This is a genomic window from Paraburkholderia phenazinium, assembly GCF_900141745.1.
In the GTDB taxonomy this organism is placed as follows: Bacteria; Pseudomonadota; Gammaproteobacteria; order Burkholderiales; family Burkholderiaceae; genus Paraburkholderia; species Paraburkholderia phenazinium_B.
This window is the reverse complement of the sequence record NZ_FSRM01000002.1, coordinates 825,695-844,275: the sequence shown is the minus strand read 5'-3', so window position 1 is coordinate 844,275 and position 18,581 is coordinate 825,695. Positions and strand designations below refer to the sequence as shown.

Annotated in this window: 20 protein-coding genes; 9 read left to right on the top strand and 11 right to left on the bottom strand. The window is 59.2% G+C overall.

Going from position 1 to position 18,581, the window contains the following annotated elements; genetic code table 11:
- Positions 1-172: 172 nt before the first annotated feature.
- The 5 genes from BUS06_RS23805 (at position 173) to BUS06_RS23780 (ending at position 4,314) form a co-directional block, all read left to right on the top strand.
- Positions 173-610: a GNAT family N-acetyltransferase gene (locus BUS06_RS23805; protein WP_074266878.1), complete on the top strand. Its 438-nt coding sequence runs from the start codon at positions 173-175 to the stop codon at positions 608-610.
- A gap of 234 nt (positions 611-844) precedes the next feature.
- Positions 845-1,291, top strand: coding sequence for a GNAT family N-acetyltransferase (locus BUS06_RS23800; RefSeq protein ID WP_074266877.1), 447 nt, complete (start codon positions 845-847; stop codon positions 1,289-1,291).
- Positions 1,292-1,377: 86 nt separating this feature from the next.
- Complete coding sequence (locus tag BUS06_RS23795; protein ID WP_217272831.1) at positions 1,378-2,172, top strand: TIGR01458 family HAD-type hydrolase; 795 nt, start codon at positions 1,378-1,380, stop codon at positions 2,170-2,172.
- A 211-nt stretch (positions 2,173-2,383) separates the two neighbouring features.
- A complete protein-coding gene (locus BUS06_RS23790; protein ID WP_074266875.1) occupies positions 2,384-3,214 on the top strand; it encodes a tetratricopeptide repeat protein in 831 nt (276 codons plus the stop codon).
- A 689-nt stretch (positions 3,215-3,903) separates the two neighbouring features.
- On the top strand, positions 3,904-4,314 hold the full coding sequence (locus BUS06_RS23780; protein ID WP_143787644.1) for a hypothetical protein: 411 nt from the start codon (positions 3,904-3,906) through the stop codon (positions 4,312-4,314).
- Between the two features lie 99 nt (positions 4,315-4,413).
- Here BUS06_RS23780 and BUS06_RS23775 read toward each other — a convergent pair whose 3' ends face one another.
- From BUS06_RS23775 to BUS06_RS37505, 10 genes are all read right to left on the bottom strand, one after another.
- A complete protein-coding gene (locus BUS06_RS23775; protein WP_143787643.1) occupies positions 4,414-4,824 on the bottom strand; it encodes a hypothetical protein in 411 nt (136 codons plus the stop codon).
- A 286-nt stretch (positions 4,825-5,110) separates the two neighbouring features.
- Complete coding sequence (locus BUS06_RS23770) at positions 5,111-5,311, bottom strand: hypothetical protein (RefSeq protein WP_074266871.1); 201 nt, start codon at positions 5,309-5,311, stop codon at positions 5,111-5,113.
- On the bottom strand, positions 5,308-5,958 hold the full coding sequence (locus BUS06_RS23765) for an acetate uptake transporter (protein ID WP_074269257.1): 651 nt from the start codon (positions 5,956-5,958) through the stop codon (positions 5,308-5,310). The genes BUS06_RS23770 and BUS06_RS23765 overlap by 4 nt, the downstream gene beginning before the upstream one ends.
- 103 nt (positions 5,959-6,061) lie before the next feature.
- A complete protein-coding gene (acs, locus tag BUS06_RS23760; protein ID WP_074266870.1) occupies positions 6,062-8,050 on the bottom strand; it encodes an acetate--CoA ligase in 1,989 nt (662 codons plus the stop codon).
- A gap of 251 nt (positions 8,051-8,301) precedes the next feature.
- Entirely contained in the window at positions 8,302-9,090 is a 789-nt protein-coding gene (gene fnr / locus BUS06_RS23755) for a fumarate/nitrate reduction transcriptional regulator Fnr (protein WP_083611571.1), read from the bottom strand.
- Between the two features lie 13 nt (positions 9,091-9,103).
- Positions 9,104-9,490 (bottom strand): response regulator, encoded by a 387-nt coding sequence (locus BUS06_RS23750; RefSeq protein ID WP_074266869.1) that lies wholly within the window; start codon positions 9,488-9,490, stop codon positions 9,104-9,106.
- Positions 9,491-9,683: 193 nt separating this feature from the next.
- Positions 9,684-10,331: a response regulator gene (locus BUS06_RS23745; protein ID WP_074266868.1), complete on the bottom strand. Its 648-nt coding sequence runs from the start codon at positions 10,329-10,331 to the stop codon at positions 9,684-9,686.
- A complete protein-coding gene (locus BUS06_RS23740) occupies positions 10,328-12,352 on the bottom strand; it encodes a sensor histidine kinase (protein WP_074269255.1) in 2,025 nt (674 codons plus the stop codon). The genes BUS06_RS23745 and BUS06_RS23740 overlap by 4 nt, the downstream gene beginning before the upstream one ends.
- A 293-nt stretch (positions 12,353-12,645) precedes the next feature.
- Positions 12,646-13,395 carry a YoaK family protein gene (locus BUS06_RS23735; protein ID WP_074266867.1) on the bottom strand — a complete coding sequence of 250 codons (750 nt, stop codon included), beginning with the start codon at positions 13,393-13,395 and terminating at the stop codon, positions 12,646-12,648.
- A gap of 124 nt (positions 13,396-13,519) precedes the next feature.
- Positions 13,520-13,813 (bottom strand): hypothetical protein, encoded by a 294-nt coding sequence (locus BUS06_RS37505; protein WP_143787642.1) that lies wholly within the window; start codon positions 13,811-13,813, stop codon positions 13,520-13,522.
- A 375-nt stretch (positions 13,814-14,188) separates the two neighbouring features.
- Here BUS06_RS37505 and BUS06_RS23730 point away from each other — a divergent pair, with 375 nt between their 5' ends.
- Together BUS06_RS23730 and BUS06_RS23725 are read left to right on the top strand one after the other, a co-directional pair.
- On the top strand, positions 14,189-14,776 hold the full coding sequence (locus BUS06_RS23730; protein WP_074266866.1) for a hemerythrin domain-containing protein: 588 nt from the start codon (positions 14,189-14,191) through the stop codon (positions 14,774-14,776).
- A gap of 65 nt (positions 14,777-14,841) precedes the next feature.
- Entirely contained in the window at positions 14,842-15,123 is a 282-nt protein-coding gene (locus tag BUS06_RS23725; RefSeq protein ID WP_074266865.1) for a hypothetical protein, read from the top strand.
- A gap of 116 nt (positions 15,124-15,239) precedes the next feature.
- Here BUS06_RS23725 and BUS06_RS38565 read toward each other — a convergent pair whose 3' ends face one another.
- Positions 15,240-15,374, bottom strand: a complete 135-nt coding sequence (locus tag BUS06_RS38565; protein ID WP_302050862.1) for a hypothetical protein — start codon at positions 15,372-15,374, stop codon at positions 15,240-15,242.
- A gap of 555 nt (positions 15,375-15,929) precedes the next feature.
- Between BUS06_RS38565 and BUS06_RS23720 the strand changes: the two genes are divergently transcribed.
- The gene (locus BUS06_RS23720; protein ID WP_074266864.1) at positions 15,930-17,312 is read left to right on the top strand and encodes an NAD-dependent succinate-semialdehyde dehydrogenase; all 1,383 of its coding nucleotides are present in this window, start codon (positions 15,930-15,932) and stop codon (positions 17,310-17,312) included.
- 21 nt (positions 17,313-17,333) lie between these two features.
- Positions 17,334-18,509, top strand: coding sequence for an NAD(P) transhydrogenase subunit alpha (locus BUS06_RS23715; RefSeq protein ID WP_074266863.1), 1,176 nt, complete (start codon positions 17,334-17,336; stop codon positions 18,507-18,509).
- Positions 18,510-18,581 lie beyond the last annotated feature (72 nt).

The window sequence follows — 18,581 nt, the reverse complement described above, 5'->3', positions numbered from 1 at the left end:
GGCAAAGGCAGTGGTCCGCTGTGGGTCGCGTGCTGTCGATCGGGACCGAAGGCGATTCGGGCGGTCCATGCCGTTTGCATGAGACAGTAGCCGGCCACTTTCGGACGGTCGACAACATCGCGGGAATCGTCAACAATCGTCGATATCCCAATGCTGCGGTCGACGCTTTCGAATGGAAAATTTTGAAGTCATGCTTCGTGCGGCGACCGCGGCCGACGAGCCGTTTCTGTTCGACTTGCGGAGAGCGACGATGGACGAACACCTGGAACGCGCTGGCGAGTCGACCGACGAGCGCGCTCATTGGGAGCGTCTTCGCTATCGCTATAACGACGCTTACATAATCTGTTGCGGATCGGAAAGACTTGGAATTTTCAAATTCTTCCGGGACCCGGATGAATGGACGATCGTACAGATCCAGATCTCGCCGACCCATCAGGGACGCGGCATCGCGGCCTATCTGGTTGGGGAATTTTTACGGCAGGCAGATGCCGCCGGCGTACCTGTCAAGCTAAGCGTTTTGAAAGGAAATCGCGCGATTAATCTTTACCAACGCCTTGGATTTCAGGTAGTCAATACAACTCTCACGTCGTTGCAAATGCAGCGCTTGTAACCGGCAGTCAGCGGCCATTGGCGTACCTTCGACAACCACACATGAATTGGTTGACAATCCAGACCACACGGTCGAACGTGGGCTATCTGGACCGCTGCCCCGCTCCGGTCATCGTTTGGAAAGCGGCGCGCCGTCGTGTCGGTCTTCACCGACAGAGGCCCGGCGGTTTCGGACTATCCATAACTCGGTCCACCACGAAGCAAAATCGCTTCTCGAAAGAAGGAGGGTGTTGAATTGCAAGTACGCAGCATTTCCCCGACCGAGCTTGATCAACTGCTCCTTCTCTATCGTCACCTGCATCCAGCCGATGAAGCGCTCCCGGATGAACCGGTTATTCGCTCAATCTGGAATGAGCTTATGGCGAACCCTCGTCACACCCTGTTCGGTGGATATATGGATAGCGAGCTGGTTTCTAGCTGTGCTCTGACTGTCATACCAAATCTCACCCGTGGTTGCAGGCCTTACGGTGTCCTGGAGAACGTCGTCACTCACAGCGCTCATCGCGGGAAGGGCTACGGCAAAGCAGTGCTTCGAGAGGCGTTGACATCGAGCTGGACGGCTGGCTGCTATAAAGTCATGTTGCTGACGGGAAGAAAGGATAAAGCAACTGTGCACTTCTATGAGTCAGCGGGGTTTGACGGACATGAGAAGCTCGCATTTATCGCGAAGCCAGGACTGTAGTCCCGGCGCCGGCCGACTTTCCACATCTGTCGACACGGGCGCTCAGACTGCTGAGAATCGGTGGGCAAACTTGGGGAGCGCAAACTATGAATTCCGCGATGGCATTGCCGGGTGCAATCAAGACCATCCTTTTCGATGTCGACGGTACGCTTGTGGGAAGAGGAAGAGCCTTACCAGGTGCCGCCGGCGCCGTGGCTTGTGCCCGACGCCAAGGCCTGGCCGTTCGCTTCCTGACGAACACGACCAGCCGGAGTCCCGACCTGTTAGCTGCTGAATTGCAAAGCCGGGGCTTGGCGATCGAGAGCGACGAAATCCAGACCGCTGGCACCGCATGCGTTGAATATCTGAAATCGCGGCCCGGCATTACATGTCACCTGATCGTGCCGTCTTCAATCCGCCCCATGTTTGATGGCATTGCGATCAATGATAAAGAACCCGACGTGGTTGTCATCAGTGATATCGGCGAGCAGTTCAACTTTCAGGTACTGAACCAGGCCTTTCTGATGTTAAGAGCTGGAGCCGAATTGGTTGTGCCTCAAAAAGGGCTCTTCTGGTTTGACCATGACGGTCCCAAGCTCGACTGCGGCAGCTTTATCGTAGGGCTGGAAGCGGCCACGGGCAGACAGGCTACGGTAACCGGCAAGCCGTCAGAACTGTTCTTCCAGCGGGCACTCGCTCATGTTGGCTGCCGTGCCGATGAAGCGCTGATCATCGGTGACGACATCAGTACCGATGTGCTTGGTGCGACACGCATAGGCGCCAGATCGTTACTGGTGGGTACCGGAAAATACACCCTAGGCGCGGAGCGCAATGGTGCAGTTTGTCCGGATTACTTCCTGCCCACTCTGGAACAACTGCCGCAACTGCTGGGTGACCATTGAGAGTCGCGCGCTGCGGATCGCCATCAGGCGGTGACCGGCCACAACCGGCCATTAGACGTCGCGGTCCAGATCGTCCACAATCGTGGAGTCTAGAACGGCCTACTGAACTACCTACGTGGGTTGCAGTTCCTCCTATCCGGCAAGGCACGGGCTTGCCGGAGCGACGCTGTGCGCAAAAATGCTCTTCGATATGCCCAAGGAGCAGTAAAAGATGACAACTCCTGAGATTCGCGCGACTCCGCCGAAGCTAGATTCGGGCGTCGAGTTGCTCAAGCTCGATATCGAACGCGACCGACTTCGGGCGGAAATAGAAGCACGGCGACGCGAGCTCGATCTGAAGGAGCGCGAATTGATCCTCCAAGAAGGCGAAATCGCGACACATCGCGCGGCTAACTTCACACCAATTAGGGCAGCCATCATCGCGGGTGCCACTGCAATAATCGGAGCGGTTATTGGAGCGCTCCTCCAAGGTTTTTCCAATCTAACGCTTGAGAAATCGAAGCTTGAATCCTCGCTAATTCTGAAGGCAGTGGCGACAGGCAACCAAGAGGACGCTGTCAAGAATCTTGAGTTCCTCCTCAATACGCACCTAATCGAGGACAAGGAGGGCAAGCTTCGCCACGCCGTGGAGAGTGCCCCACAATCTGTAGCGGTGTTGCCCGCTGAAGAATACGTTCGATCTGGGATTGCGAGCGCACAAGGCGGCAGAATAGATGATGCAATCGTTGCATACAGAAAAGCGCTCAAACTCAACTCCCAAGACGCTATGACTTACAACTTGCTTGGGTATGCGTTGTTGCAGAAAGGGAATGTCGGCGAGGCGTTGGAGAATCTTAAAACGTCGGTAAAGATTGACCCTCAGTACGTTTGGGGTTACTACAATTTAGCGCTAGCCCTCTGGGCGGCTGGCGAACGCCAGGAAGCGATCGAAGCCCTGAAATCCGTCATTAAGATAAATCCAAACTTTAAAGCGATTATTGCCGACGACAAACAGTTTTCGCAATTTCATGCACAAAAAGATTTCCGCGCGCTAATACATTGAAACACGGGCGAGGCGTTCGCCGAAGAGCTCATCCACATGATCCTATCGTTGCGGTTGCCGCGTCGTACTGGGGCGAAGTCTTGATGCCCGTCGAGCGGCCGCTCTCGAGAAAGCCGAAAGTCCGCGATGGGTCGATTTGGTGCGCTCGCCGGCGGCCCGGGTTCGGCCACCAACGGCCAGTCGACACCGGCACGTAGATCGTTAACAATCGTGGCTACACATTTGCTCCGGCCATCTACAGATGAAGGTATCGCGAGATTTCGGAATCGTTGTCCGACGAGCCGCACTCACGGCCAAGAATGTCGATCTCTCGACGGTTATGGTCGAATTCAATTTGCGGACCTATTTTGACGAATCTAGCAATCTAATTTCGCTTGGTCCGTTTTTCGGCGGAGATGCAGCAGACTCGTGCATGAGGTCTTTGGAAAAGCTCGGTCTCGCATACATCGACGATTTTTTCATCTTCGAAGGGTTCGTGCCCGACTGGTGTTCGGTCGAAGTATTTTGAAACGCAGCCGCCGGCGAAATGCTTCTGACGGCCAGTTTCGGTCATTCGACAGGGCTAGCAAAATCGCCGACAATCGAATGGGCCGCAGAACCATGACGCTATCCGGGCGGCGCTGAATGACTCCGGCCCGGGCACGGTGTAAGGTGCAAACTGCGCCGTAATCAGACGCTAGAAAATCGATATGTCTACCCATAACCTAGTTTTTCTTCCTTTTACAGCGTTTCACCATGGAGAAATCGGGCGAGCAGTTATTTTGTTTTTTTTTGATGCTCTAATCCTCTTCTGTATCGGTTCGCTGATTTTTCTGATCGTGAACTATGCTGGCGTGAAGGTGCAAACGGCGGAGGCCAAGGTATTGGCAAAACGTATTGTTCCTGCCCATTGGGAGTGGCAAGGTCGAGGACGATTTACTACATACGCCTATGTGGCCGAATATGAAATACTTGATTTAAATGTAAATGGTCAGGATATGACATATCGGCCTACTCCTTGGATTATGGAGCGGACAATAGCGAATACTACGGAGCCTGTGCAGTTTGTAGCGGGTAGATTGAACGGGAAGGTGCAGATTAAAAAATTCAAATACCTGTGATCTTTACTGCGGTGGAAGATTAGTGATCCTCTGCGGCATCGGGGGACGTTCAGGAACGCCATACGCCCGATGCATCCGGCGGCACGCGGCCAGGGAGAGTCATCCAGCTTCGTTGCCTAAATCGTGAACAATTTTCGCAATCATAGGACGCGTGTAGGTCTCAATCGGATCGACTCCCGGTCGACTAACTTCACCCGCGTCAAAGGCTAAATAGATTTCGTAAAACAAGGCGGGGAAGTCTTCCCCCTTCGCGGTCCAGTCGCCATACACGAAACCGATAATCGCGTTTACCACAGCGTCGCAAAACCAGAAGGGGAGTCGCCCCTCGTGAAATCCGACCGCGATTTGCCGAGCCATCGCGTTATACGCGTCCCGCCTCGTCGATCCGACAATCTGGGTCCAGAGTTCAATGTCGGGGGCTGAAAGCAACCATCCTGTGGGCCTCTGATCGTAGCGAGACTGCAATTCCCGTATAAATGCTGTTTGCGGATCATTTGGAACCGGGCTCATGCTGGTGATTTTTTGCTATGGCGAGCGACCAAGTATAAGCGACAACACACGGCCATCTTGAACGGCCGGTTGCGGTAATCTTGTAGGTCCCCTGTGGGTCGATCAGAGTCAATCGCTCCGTTTGAACTTCGTCCAGAATGACATAAAACCTGATCCAGGACTTTCCGCTTGCTTATTACCGACCACCAGATTGTTGGGTCGAATACTTTAGCCGATTCGCCGAACCTATCGCACCAGAGCCCGGAAGGGTTCCAATAACGAGACGGTGGTTCCGTGACCAATCCTCTCAACCTCGATCTTCGAGCACGCCGACCGTGCGCTCATCCAGATGAGCCAGCACTTCCGCGATGATCGGCGGTCCATGATCGGAAATGATCGACATCGACTGCTCGATGAGCGGCAGGGCGACCCTGTCGAACGCGACATCTACGATCGCATCGCGCACGGCAACGACGCGGCCGCCGGGCACTTGCGTCGCGGCATTCATGGTTGAACCGGGCTTCTGCCGGTTGCAGGATTGCGTTCGCGAATTGCCGGCATGCGCAGCGGCAATCCAATAACCGTCGCGGCGGAGGCGTCCTGCGCTGGGCCTACCGGCAGCACAGTGCGGCCATGCGTTTCGTTGATGATTTCCGCCGCCGACAGATAGAACGCGAGCGCAGCGGTGACAAGCCCGCCATAGCCGCCAGCATGGTGCAGCACGGCGAGACCAGTCCATTCGCCTGCGGCAAGCAGGAAGAAGGTGATCCACAGCGCGAAAAACACCAGTTGCAGTGCACGGGGCGAGCGCCATGTCGCAACCCACATGTACAGCGTGAAAACGCCCCACAGGCCGAGATACCAGCCGACAAACGTTGCGGGAACCTTATCGTGCAGAAACAGCACGAACAGCACAAGCGACCACCAGAAAGCGGCGTAGCTCAGAAAGGCGGTGGCGCCGAAGGTGTTGCGGCGTGGAATCTCCATGAGCCCGGCGAGCGCCTGTGCCGTACCGCCGTAGGCGAGTGCGACCGCGAGCACCAGCCCCATCGAATCAGCGCTATACCAGCCGGCGTTGATCATGCTGAGCAGCCAGGTGGTCAGGGCAAACCCGGCAAGTCCAAGCGGACCGGGATTGAGTGTCTTCGTATTCATGATGAGCGTCTCTTGCAGCATGGCAGAAATGAACCGTAGCGCCGCGCGTCCGGATACATCAGGCGCACGGCGATAACAGAGGGAAGATCGCGCATGACCGCCTTTAGGCCAGATCGGCAAACTGCGCGATGACAGCGGGATTTTCGACCGTGGACATATCTTGTGCGAGTGCTTCGCCTTTCGCTACCGACCGCAGCAACCGGCGCACGATCTTGCCGGAGCGCGTTTTCGGCATGGCATCGCCGAAGCGGATCTCCTTCGGCTTCGCGATCGGTCCGATTTCCTTGCCGACCCATGCACGCAGTTCGGCCGCGACCAGTTTTGCTTCTTCACCTTCGGGACGTGTGCCTTTCAACACGACAAATGCGACGATGACTTCGCCTAATGTTTCATCCGGGCGACCGACCACCGCTGCCTCGGCGACCAGTGGGCAGGCGGCAAGCGCGGACTCGATTTCCATCGTGCCCATCCGGTGTCCCGACACGTTCAGCACATCGTCGACACGTCCCGTGATCGTGAAATAGCCGTTCTCGGGATCGCGTATTGCCCCGTCGCCGGCAACGTAGAGCTGGCCGCCGAGTTCGTCGGGGTAGTAGCCGGTGCGAAAGCGCTCCGGGTTACCCCAGACGGTGCGCATCATCGAAGGCCATGGCTTCCTGATGACGAGAATGCCGGCCTGACCATTCGGCACTTCATGACCGGCTTCGTCGACGATGGCTGCGTCGATACCTGGAAGCGGCAACGTGCACGATCCGGGCACGAGCGGCGTCGCACCAGGCAACGGCGTAATCATGTGGCCGCCGCTCTCGGTCTGCCAGAAGGTGTCCAGCACCGGACACCGGTTGCGGCCAACATGCTGCGCATACCACGTCCACGCGCTCGGATTGATCGGCTCGCCGACGGTGCCGAGGATGCGCAGCGTACTCAGATCGAAGCTGCGGGGGTGGACGGCTTCGTCCGCTTCGGCGGTCTTGATGAGGGAGCGGATGGCTGTCGGCGCCGTATAGAAGATCGTCACCTTGTGGCGCTGGATCATTTCCCAGAAACGGCCTGCATTCGGATAAGTCGGCACGCCCTCGAACATCACCTGGGTCGCGCCGACAGCGGTTGGGCCATAGCAGATATAGGTGTGGCCGGTGATCCAGCCGATGTCTGCGGTACACCAGAAGACGTCGTCCGGTTTGATGTCGAAGGTCCATTTCATCGTCACGGCCGCCCACAAAAGATAGCCGCCGGTGCTGTGCTGAATGCCTTTGGGCGAACCCGTCGAACCAGAGGTGTACAGCACGAACAGAGGATGCTCTGCGCCGACCCATTCCGGCTCGCAGGTATCCGGCTGGCGCTGTTCCAGTTCGTGCAACCACGCGTCGCGCCCGGCGATCCACGGAATCCGCCCACCTGTACGCCTGTAAATGATGACCGTCTTGATCGCATCGGTACCGCCCATACCGAGCGCTTCGTCGACAATGGTCTTGAGCGGCAAGGTCTTGCCTGCGCGCACCTGTTCGTCCGCCGTGATAATCGCGACTGCGCCGAGATTGACCATCCGCTCATGGAGCGACTTCGCGGAGAAACCGCCAAACACGACCGAATGCGGCGCGCCGATACGGGCGCACGCCTGCATTGCGACGACACCTTCGATCGACATCGGCAGGTAGATGATGACTCGGTCGCCTTTCTTCACACCCTTTGCCCGCAGCGCGTTGGCGAGGCGGCAAACGCGGTGATAGAGCGCCTGATAGTTGATGGTAGTGACGGTACCGTCGTCCGCTTCAAAGACAATGGCGGTTTTGTTCGCGTTGCCGTTGGCGAGATTACGGTCGAGACAGTTATACGACGCGTTCAGTTCACCATCTTCGAACCACTTGTAGAACGGCGGATTGGTGTCGTCGAGAATCTGCGTGAACGGCCGGCGCCAGCTCAGATGTTCCCGGGCGAGACGGGCCCAGAATGCTTCGTGATTCTCGTTTGCTTCAGCGACCAGCGCACGGTAGCCGTCGATGCCGTCGATGGAGGCGTGACGCGACGGCAAAATGAGCGGCAGCGTATCGCCAACGGCGTTGTCCAGTTGGGTCGATTCGATAGTAGACATGGTCTTCTCGCGTGAATCATGAGGTCGGCGACCGGCACGCGATCGTCGTTCGAGAAAGGGCTCTCGATAGCCTTGCGGGATGCCGCCCTCATGACACCTGCGGGAAGCCCGGTGCAGGGCGAGAGTGCATCGCGGTGCTCCGTAAGCGTGACGCTGAACCCTGTGTGGATGTACGGCGTCGCGATGAAACGACTATAAATCTCTATTCGATTGAGCTCTTGATACAGCTCAACGACCCCTCGCGTTGCGGATCAAATGAGTGCCAGTCCTTCGAAATCGACGATCCGGATCTGCTTGCCGTGAGTTTCGACCAGTTCGTCTTTGTGAAGCTTCGAAAACATGCGGCTCACCGTTTCGAGCTTCATCCCAAGATAACTGCCCATCTCTTCGCGCGTCATCCGCAGATTGAATTCGGCCGCGGAGTAGCCAAGTGTTTTCAGGCGTTGCGACAGGTTGAGCAGGAACGCAGCGACCCGCTGTTCCGCCGTCATCGTGCCGAGCAGCATCATCAGACCGGACTCGCGAACGATTTCGCCGCTCATCATCCGGTGCACATGTTGCTGCATCGCCTTCATCTCGTGACAGAGGCCCTCGAGCACGCTGAACGGGATGATGCACACGCTGCTGTCTTCGAGCGCGATGGCATCACAGCTGTGGCGCTCGGTATGGACACCATCGAGGCCGAGCATCTCGCCGGCCAGGTTGAAGCCGGTCACCTGCTCGCGGCCATCGCGATGCATGACGACAGTTTTGAACGAACCCGACCGTACTGCATAGACGCTCTGGAAAGTATCGTTCGCGCGATACAGCGATTCACCGCGCCTGATCGTCCGCGTCGAGCAGATGATCGAGTCGAGCCGGGCCAGTTCGGACGGTGTCAGGGTCTCAGGCATGCACGTTGCGCGGACCGGACAGTTTGAACAGACGTTTCCGGCGCGCTTCGGAATAGACAAGGCAAAAGACGCGGCAGACGACGGCGGTGGCAGCGCGAGCGTCGTGTCGTCCACGCTATCGTCCACGTATTGGGCTGCATTGAACATGCTGACCTCCGGTTCATTCGATGATGTGGTCTGAGCGCGCGCGGGCAATGTGCGCAATCGTGTCCCGCGCGAGGTCGAACTCGCTTGTCTTGTCGAAAAAGTAATCGGCGCCCGCGGCGAAACTGGCTGCGCGAAAAGCCTGCGTCGAGTAGTTGGTCAACACGATCGTGATCACCTTCCGGGCACCGTGCGAAAGATGGCTGACCAGGTCCAGGCCGTCACTTCCAGCGAGGCGCAGATCGACGATCACCAGGTCGGCGCCGCTGTTTGCAATGCCTGTCAACGCGGTGCCGGCATCCTCGGCTTCGCCGACCACGTTGGCTTCGGCAATCGGCTTGATCAGGGCGGCGAGTCGCAGGCGTACCGGCGACGAATCTTCAACGAGGAAGACTTTCAGCATGGCACCAGCGTTTTCGGGTTCATGACAGCAGTATCGGCCGCACTATCTTGAAAAAATATCGGCGGCGAATGAGGTTCGGGTAGGCTATATGGAAGCTGTGTAGGGGTTTGCCTACACGACTTCCCCGTTGGGATGACGTGCCACCTGTCCCACTTCAAGTCTGCGACTTTTTACGGACGCTGCGGCGGCGGGGTCAGAGTTCGTCGTTTTCTTCGAAGAGCTTGTGACGGATCGCGTAACGCACGAGCGCGGTGTCGTGCGGCATCTGCATCTTTTCAAGGATGCGGGTTTTGTACGTGCTGACCGTTTTAGCGCTGACGCTGAGTTCCTGCGCGATCTCCGAGATGGTCTGGCCGGCGGCAATGCGCCGGAATACGTCGAATTCGCGGTCAGAGAGCCGCTGGTGCGGCAAGGTGTCGACGGGTTCGTTCAGGCTCAGTGCGAAGCGCTCCGCCATCGCGAGGCTCACATAGACGCCGCCGGCGGCCACTTTGGTGACCGCCGCCACCAGTTCCGCACTGGCGCTTTCCTTTGTCAGATAGCCCGACGCGCCGGCCTTGAAGGCACGCACGGCATATTGCTGTTCTGCATGCATGGTCAGTACCAGCACGCGCAGCGTGGGCTTCTCGTCCTTGATCTGTCTGATGAGTTCAATGCCATTGCGCCCGGGCATCGACAGGTCGAGGACGAGCACGTCGGCCGCACTCGCGCGGACGAGCGCAATGGTGCTTGTGCTATCGCTGGCTTCGCCCGCGACCTCGAAACCGCTTGCACTCTTGAGGATGTGGCGCAGACCGTCGCGCACCAGCGCATGGTCATCGGCCAGTAGCACGCGGGTCATGGGAGTGTCTCATCCTGTTGGATCGAATGCAGCGGGAAAACGGCGGTGATTGCAAAGCCGCGCGCGGCCGCCGTTTCAATTGAGATCGAGCCGCCGAGCATATGTGCGCGCTCGCGAATGCCGAGCAATCCAAACGATTTGCTATTTCGGCCATCCGGTTCGACGGTACCTCGACCATTGTCCTCTATTCGCAGGATGCATTGTTCGCCTTCGATGCGTAATACCAGCGTGACGAGTGTCGCGTCCGCGTGCCTCGCGACATTGGTGAGCGCCTCCTGGACGATCCGGAACAGGGTGGTGGCGCCATTACGGGTAAACACGATGTCACCCGGCTCGATCTGACGTTCGATGTCGATACCATAACGGTTCGTGAAATCGTTCGCGAGCCATTCGATCGCGGGCACGAGACCGAGGTCGTCGAGCATCACGGGCCGCAGGTCCGCCGCAATGCGCCGTACCGACGCAACGGTCGCGTCGATCAGACGGCGCATGCCGCGCAACTGGGTGCGCACTTCCGGATCGCCCGCGGGCAGGGCGTCGAGCGCCAGTTCGACGGACGATAGATCCATCTTCAGGGCAGTCAACTGCTGGCCAAGGTCGTCGTGCAATTCGCGGGCTATGCGGGCTTTCTCCTCCTCGCGCACGTTTTGCAGATTCGCCGACAGTTCGCGCAGGTCCTCGCGCGACGCCTTTAGCGCGTTATCGGCCCTGACGCGCTCGGTGACGTCGCGTAGTACCACTGTGTACAGCTTGCCGTTCGCGTCGAGAATCTGCGAGATCGACGCTTCAATCGGAAATTCTTCGCCGTTTGCCCGCAGCCCGAACAGGACGCGCTGCCGGCCCATCTGGCGCTCCGAGACGCCTGTCACGCCAAACTGTTCGACATGTTTTTCGTGTGCACTGCGAAAGCGTTCCGGAATGAAGCGTACGAGAGGCGCGCCGATGGCGTCCATCGCAGAGCAGCCGAATATGCGCTCTGCCATCGGATTGAAGATCACGATGCGCTGCGCTTCATCGACGGTGATGATCGCCTCCATCGATGACCTGATGATGCCCATCATGCGGGCTTCGTTGAGCGTCGATTGAGAACTCGCCCGGCTGGTTTCCGCCGATGTGCCTGCCGCACGGCGGGCGAGCAGAAAGGCGATGCCGGCGAGAAAGATCGCGGCGAGCGTTCCGGCGGCGAGGACCGCGTTGCTGCTGTAATCGGGAATGGCGCTCAGAGCGGCGTCGCTGGTGCTGTAGGACAGCGTTAGCGCTTCGCCGCCGACAGTCAGCGTGTCTGTCTCGTGGAACAGCGGCGGGGCGTCGGCGGAATCGTCCGATGACGTGTCCGTGGTGAACAGTGGCATTGGTGCACCCGCGTTGCTCACCGTGACGCGCAGTGCAAGGCGTGGGTCACGCATGACGATGTCGCCGAAAAGTTGTCCGGTATCGAGCACCGCAACCACGAACCCCGAGATCGCAGCGCGCCGCGCTTCGCGCGACAGCGGCGCGGACCCGGCCGCATACACCGGCAAATACAGATCGAGCATGGCGCGCTCATTGCCCTGGGGCGCCTGTTGCCCGCCGGCGTGCACGTACAGCGAGACCTGTGCGGAATCGCCGGCGCGCAGGAGCGCCGCACGCGCAGTCGCATCGGCCCCGAGGTCGCGATCGGGGCGCGCCGCATCGGCGAACCTGGGCCACATCACTCTGACGGGCGCGAACAGCGACCCGGATGCGCCCAGCGCTGTGGGGTGAGGCGCATCGGCGTACCCGAGCGCTCGGGCTGAGGCCAGGGTGTCGGCCAGATCGATTTGAGACACGTAACGGGACCAGAGCTCAGGTGTGACGGCCCCGGGTGGCGAGACATCGGCGAACAGACCGCTCGCACCGAGCATTACCTGCTCGCAGGCCCGGAATTCGTCGCGCAGGTCCGCCGTGATGCGTTGCGTGCGCAACTCGAAGTGCGCCTGTGCGGCATGCCGCAGATGGTCGCGGACAAGGCTCGCCGAGCTGACGGTGATGGCCATCGCCATCACGAATGTCAGCGCGGCAATGAGCACGGGTCGGCGGTTGGGAGCGATCTCCGGCGTGGACCGGTTCGCCGCGTCATAGGCGGGAAGCTTGGCGTGACCGGACATGCGAGCGTGCCTCGGTGATGATTCGGTGGCTCAGCGTGAGAAGGCGCGATCCTGAACGGACGAAGCGAACGCAGGAGCAATCTGTTCAACATAGCGCGTGCGTGCGAAATTGTCGTCTATTTGTTTCATGCCGGCTTGCGGGCGGCCTCGATACGAATTGCCGGACGGTAGGACACGACTGGCCTTAGCTAGCGCCGCTGTCCCACCAGATCGTCCACCAGTGGCACTACCGCCAGCACAACCAGCATCGCCGCCAGCGGCACGGTCGACACGAAGCCCTCGTATTTAAAGCCCAGCGCTCCCGCCAGTCCGCCCGCGAAGAACATGCCGAGCAGCGAAGCGAACAGGCCGAGCTTCGACCGGTCAGCCCTGACCGCACTCACGCCTGGGCCCGCTTCGGAGACGTTCCAGTAAAGCAGCTTACCTAGCTCGATTCCGATGTCGGTAACGAGGCCGGTCACGTGCGTGGTCCGGATTTCGGCCTTCGATATCTTCGTGATAATGGCGTTCTGCAGGCCCATCACGAAGCACAGCAACCCAACCGTAGCGGGCAGGAACAGGACGCGATGACTCTCGAGGTTCGATCCCAGCAGACCGAAACACAGCAATAACGCGGCTTCCAGCATCAGCGGCATCGCGTACTCGCTTTGTGCGCGCCGCCGCCGGCCCCAGTTGATCAGGATGGCCGATAGCGCTGCGCCAGCCAGAAACGCCACGAGCGAACTGAATCCCGCGACCACGAGGCCAAGGTCACCCAGCGACAGGTTATCGGCCAGTGACGAGACGATCCCCGACATGTGCGACGTGTATTGGCCGACCGCGAGAAAGCCGCCGGCATTCGCGGCACCGGCGATGAACGCGAGCGAGCGGCCAAGGCGCCGGTTGCTCTGATCGGTGCGCTCGGGGCGGGCGAAGCTGCGAAGATAGTCGATAGGCATGGCATGGACCCGGCGCAAAGCTGCGTTGCAGTGGCTGAACGGGAAGCCGTTGATGATACGCGACTCGCCGCGGACCGTCGGGAACTCATCATGGACAACGAAGACGGCTTCGCGCTGATCTGGATCAACCAAAGCCACATTGGCGTCGCGCCAGCCGATCAGTTGGCGTAATGCGCGTGCGGGCCATACGGTCGGACATCCGGTCGATCTGATCGGGCAAGCCGCTGGCGACGGTTCGATGGCGCCACGCGCTTCCCCATTGGTTGATCCAGGTCAACGGAATAGCGGTGCGCGAGCTTAGAGTCGTTTGCATGACGGTCATGCACGGTTCTGGCCATTGATTCATGGCTTCGGCACCATCGCGTTTCTGGCCGGTATCGTGTTGCTCTTCGCGGGCGTCGAAGGACAGGCTGTCCATGTGATGGAAATGCGCAGCCCGAGATGAAACTCGCCGTCCGATGACTTTTGCAAAGGCATTGCATCGTGACCGAAGCAATGCCTCCAGTGTTTTTGGGAACTGGGCGTATCGATCATGTTGCGAGAATCGTGAGTTGCCGCATCTGCGAAAGTGCTCGGCGTTGTGTACTGCCGTACTGCCGATTGCGCACTTGTACGGCACCGTACCGACCTCCTCGGACGTTGAGCGCACCGTAATTACGGTGCGTAGCGCAAGACGGTAGAGAGTCGAAGACGCCCTGAAACACAAATAGACAGGACGACATGCACGGCGAGCGATCGTGATCGCGATTCGTGCATCCGGATCAAAACGACGCTGAATACGCGGAGGGATATCATGCGCGTCATCATCGAGAAACTTCAGGCGGAACACGTCAGGCTTGCGCGCCTTGTGAACCTGCTCAATCGTCAATCGTGCCTGCGCACGGATGCGACCGCCCCGAATATCGCGTTGCTGGTCGACGCGCTGTGCTATTTGACACGCTTTGCCGACCTTGCGCATCACGTGATCGAAGACCGGATGGTCGAGAAGCTGCTGGCAAAGAGAGCGCTATCGGTCGAATTCGGTCGGGAAATCGAGTCCCAGCATCAAGTGCTGATCCGGGATGGTCGTGATCTGTTGCGGGACCTGGAGTCTGCGGTACGCGGCGAAAACATGTCACAGGAGCTCGTCGATAGCCGTGTCCGGCTTTACGCCGAGCGGCTACGGCACAACATGGTCATCGAGGAGTTGACGCTGTTCCCCGCCGCGGAGAAAAACCTCAGCGGCGCGGACTGGCATGAACTCGAAAGCGCAGGTGCGTATGGGCAGCCTGATCCGCTCTTCGACGCTACGGTAGACGAGCGATTCGCCGAACTGTATCGGGTCATCACCGCGGAAGTGAGTGCCGCGGGCGTAGAAGAACCGTTTGGGCAGGGCGCCTGACGTCATGCCGGCATTCGGGGGCCGTCAACAGACACCCGACCACACATTGACCCAGGGAGGTCGTCATGTTCAGAAAGGTGCTTACTGCCAGGCAGATCCAGCAGGAAGTCCATAGGCGGGTACTGCTGAAGCCGCCGGCGTCCGGCTATCCCTGGGACGTCTCTTTACCGTTGCCCAAAGCGCATGCACCGGATGCTGAGGCATGTAACTGGGACATCGAAACGGTAGGTCGCGCCGGCTATAGCGCGTACGTACGGCACGTAGTGGATGAGGCGAGGAAAGAGTTCCTGCTGTCCGACGCAGCTGAACGCGACGAGATCATGGGCGACTCCTTCGCTCATGGTTAGGCCGTCTACCTCATCGCGGCGACAGGCTGTCGTAAAACCAGAAATCGAAGGACGGGGTACGGGTGCCCCAGATGACGGCCGAACGCTGTGTTGGGACGTGGCGTAACCGTACGCGCCTAGTATTGACCGTGATCAGAGTGATAGTCGCCGTGATGATCACCGTCACCGCCAACCGGCACCAGAATGCACGCACTCAGATTAACGATCAGCAAAAGCGCGATCAGTATCCATACCTGCGGGTGGATTTTCATGTGTGTTCCCCTTTCTTTTGCAGCTGAGGCGCGCCTCAGGCCTAACGTGGCTCGGGTCGCTCATCCATAGATTGCTCACAGTGTGGCTGGAAGTCGGTACGGTTCCGTACCCGTTTTAAGGGCGTTGACTGCTACCGTACAGACACATCGCATCCAGCGTGCAACCATGAACCTCTGCGCTGCATGCAGCCACGCCGTTTGGGCGAGTCTCGCGAGGCAATTTGTCACAAAGGACGGTTAGGCCGGACAGCGCGCCAGCCGTCAGGCTGGCGGCCGCAAGTCTGAGTGCAGGACAAGCTGGGTTGCGAATCTTTCGATATCTAGCAACGGTTTGATCTGGGTCAATCGGTTCGCATGGCCGACAGCGCATGGTGGGCTGTGGATTGGACGCGAATAAAAGCGCTTACCGATGTTCGAAGCCGCCATCCGGCCCAAGCTTGTAAAGTGATCTGGATCAATAGTTAGGATAACAAACACACATACCCTTGGATCTTGTACACGCTTGATGTTCCTCGATAGGACTCGAGCACATTTCCATTTAAAGAGGGCACCACCATGGTTTACCAAAGCGTCAACCCCAACAACGGCAAGGTCCTGAAGAGTTTCGACAAGCTTACCGACGAGCAGCTTGAAAAGTCGATCGCCGCCGCTGAGACATGTTTTCAGACATGGAAGCACACCAGCTACGCCCAGCGTGCCGAAATCGTGGCTAAGGCCGCCACGCTGATGCGCACGAACGTCGATAAATTTGCTAGGCTGGCGACCCTTGAAATGGGCAAACGCATCGACGAAGCGCGCGGCGAAGTGAAGTTCAGCGCCGACATCCTCGCGTACTACGCCGAGCATGCCAAAGTGTTCCTCGCGCCGACCAAGCTGAATCCGAAAGTCGGTGAAGCTCACATGGAAAATAGCCCATTCGGCGTGCTTTTCTGCGTGGAGCCGTGGAATTTTCCGTATTACCAGCTCGCACGCGTCGCCGGTCCGCAACTGATGGCGGGTAACGTACTGGTGGTCAAGCATGCAGGCTGCGTACCGCAATGCGCGATCGCCTTCGAGAAGCTCCTGCTCGACGCTGGCGCGCCTAAGGGTGCGTACACCAACCTGCTGATCTCGCACGAACAGTCCGAGCGGATCATCGACGACCCGCGCATCAAGGGCGTGGCGCTGACGGGCAGCGTCGAGGCTGGCAGAAGCATTGCAGCGCGAGCGGGGCAGAACCTCAAGAAGACTTCGATGGAGCTAGGGGGTAGCGATGCTTTCATCGTGCTCGACGACGCCGACCTCGAAAAGACCGTTCCCTGGGCGGTATGGGGACGCATGTATAACGCTGGCCAGACGTGCTGCGCGGCGAAGCGATTCATTGTTCTCGATTCAATCGCCGACAAATTTCTCGCCAAATTCAAGTCGGCACTCTCCGAACTGAAGGCGGGTGATCCAATGGACGAGAAGACCACGCACGGTCCCTTGTCCACCGAGGCCGCGCTCGTTCAACTGCTCAAGCAGGTCGACGATGCGGTGGCACATGGCGCCACGCTGGTGATGGGCGGCAAGCGTATCGACCGTCCCGGCTCGTTCATGGAGACCACGATCCTGACGGACATCAAGCCTGACAATCCGGCCTTCCGCGATGAGTTCTTCGGCCCGGTCGTTTCATTCTTCCGCGTCAAGGACGAGGCCGCAGCCATCGCGCTCGCCAACGACTCGGACTTCGGCCTGGGCGGTTCGGTCTTCACCGAAGACGTAGCGCGCGGCAAACGCGTTGCGAGCGGGGTCGACACCGGAATGATGTTTATCAACAACATCGACTGGTCCGATGCGGAACTGCCGTTTGGCGGCATCAAGGATTCCGGCTACGGCCGTGAGCTCGGCAACATGGGCATACAGGAGTTCGTCAATACGAAGCTGGTCCGCACCGCCCACCTCGACGCACCGGCCTGATCGCCACAAGGAAAGCCCGCCATGTATATCAATGTCGCCGTTCTGACGGAGACCCGGGCCCATGAGCGCCGTGTGGCGCTCGTGCCGTCCGTGGTCCAGAAACTGATCAAACTGGGTGCCCGGCTGCATATGCAGCCGGGGGCGGGCGCAACGATTCATCTGGACGATGCCGCGTTCGGGAACGTTGCCTTCATAGCGGACCGCACTGCGCTGGTTAAAGAAGCCGATGTCGTGCTCGCCGTTCAGCCTCCCGCGCTGGAGGTGGTCAATGCAATGAAGGAAGGTGCGATCCTCGTTTCGTTCGTCTACGCGCACAACGAACCCGCGCTGTTGAAGCGCCTGCTCGAAAAGAAGATCACCTGCTTCGCGATGGAGCGGGTGCCACGCATTACGCGCGCCCAGTCCATGGACGCGCTATCGAGCCAGTCCGCGCTGGCTGGCTACTACGCGGTGCAACTCGGCTCGACGCATCTTGCTCGCGTGGTGCCCAAAATCACCAGCGCGGCAGGTTCGATCGGACCGGCGCATGTCCTGGTGATGGGCCTCGGTGTGGCAGGGCTGGAGGCCATTGCAACGGCGCACCGGCTCGGAGCTGTCGTCGAAGGTTATGACGTGCGGCCCGAGACTCAGGAGCAGGCGCTCTCGCTGGGCGCCACTTTCGTCGACACCGGTATCGATGCGCGCGGCAAAGGCGGCTATGCCCGCGAGCTGAGCGCCGAGGAAAAAATCAAGGTCGCGGACGTGCTGACGAAGCACATCCAGAGCGCCGATCTGATCATCACAACCGCCGCGATTCCCGGTAAGGCCTCGCCCAAGCTCATCAGCCACGCACAGGTGGCCGGCATGAAGGCCGGCTCGGTGATCGTCGATCTGTCGGCGGAAGGCGGCGGCAACTGCGAAGACACGCGGCCTGGCGAGACTACGCGGATCGGCAACGTGACGATCGTCGCGCCGCTGAACGTGCCTTCGCTGCTCGGCGAGGACGCGAGCGAGCTGTATGCGAAGAATCAGTACAACCTGCTCGCGTTGATCATGAAAGACAACGTCATCGAGATCGACTGGAGCGACGGAGTTCTCGCCGAAACGGTGCTCACCCACGCGGGCGAAAACAAGGCAGAGGCGAGCGACGCGGCAGCAAAACCTGTTGTTCCTGCGAAAAAGCCGCCAGCGAAAGCCGCACCTGTTACGCCCGCGTGAGCAATGTTATCAGGCACCGGCATCGACACCAGCACGAACACGAACACGAACACGAACACGAACACGAACACG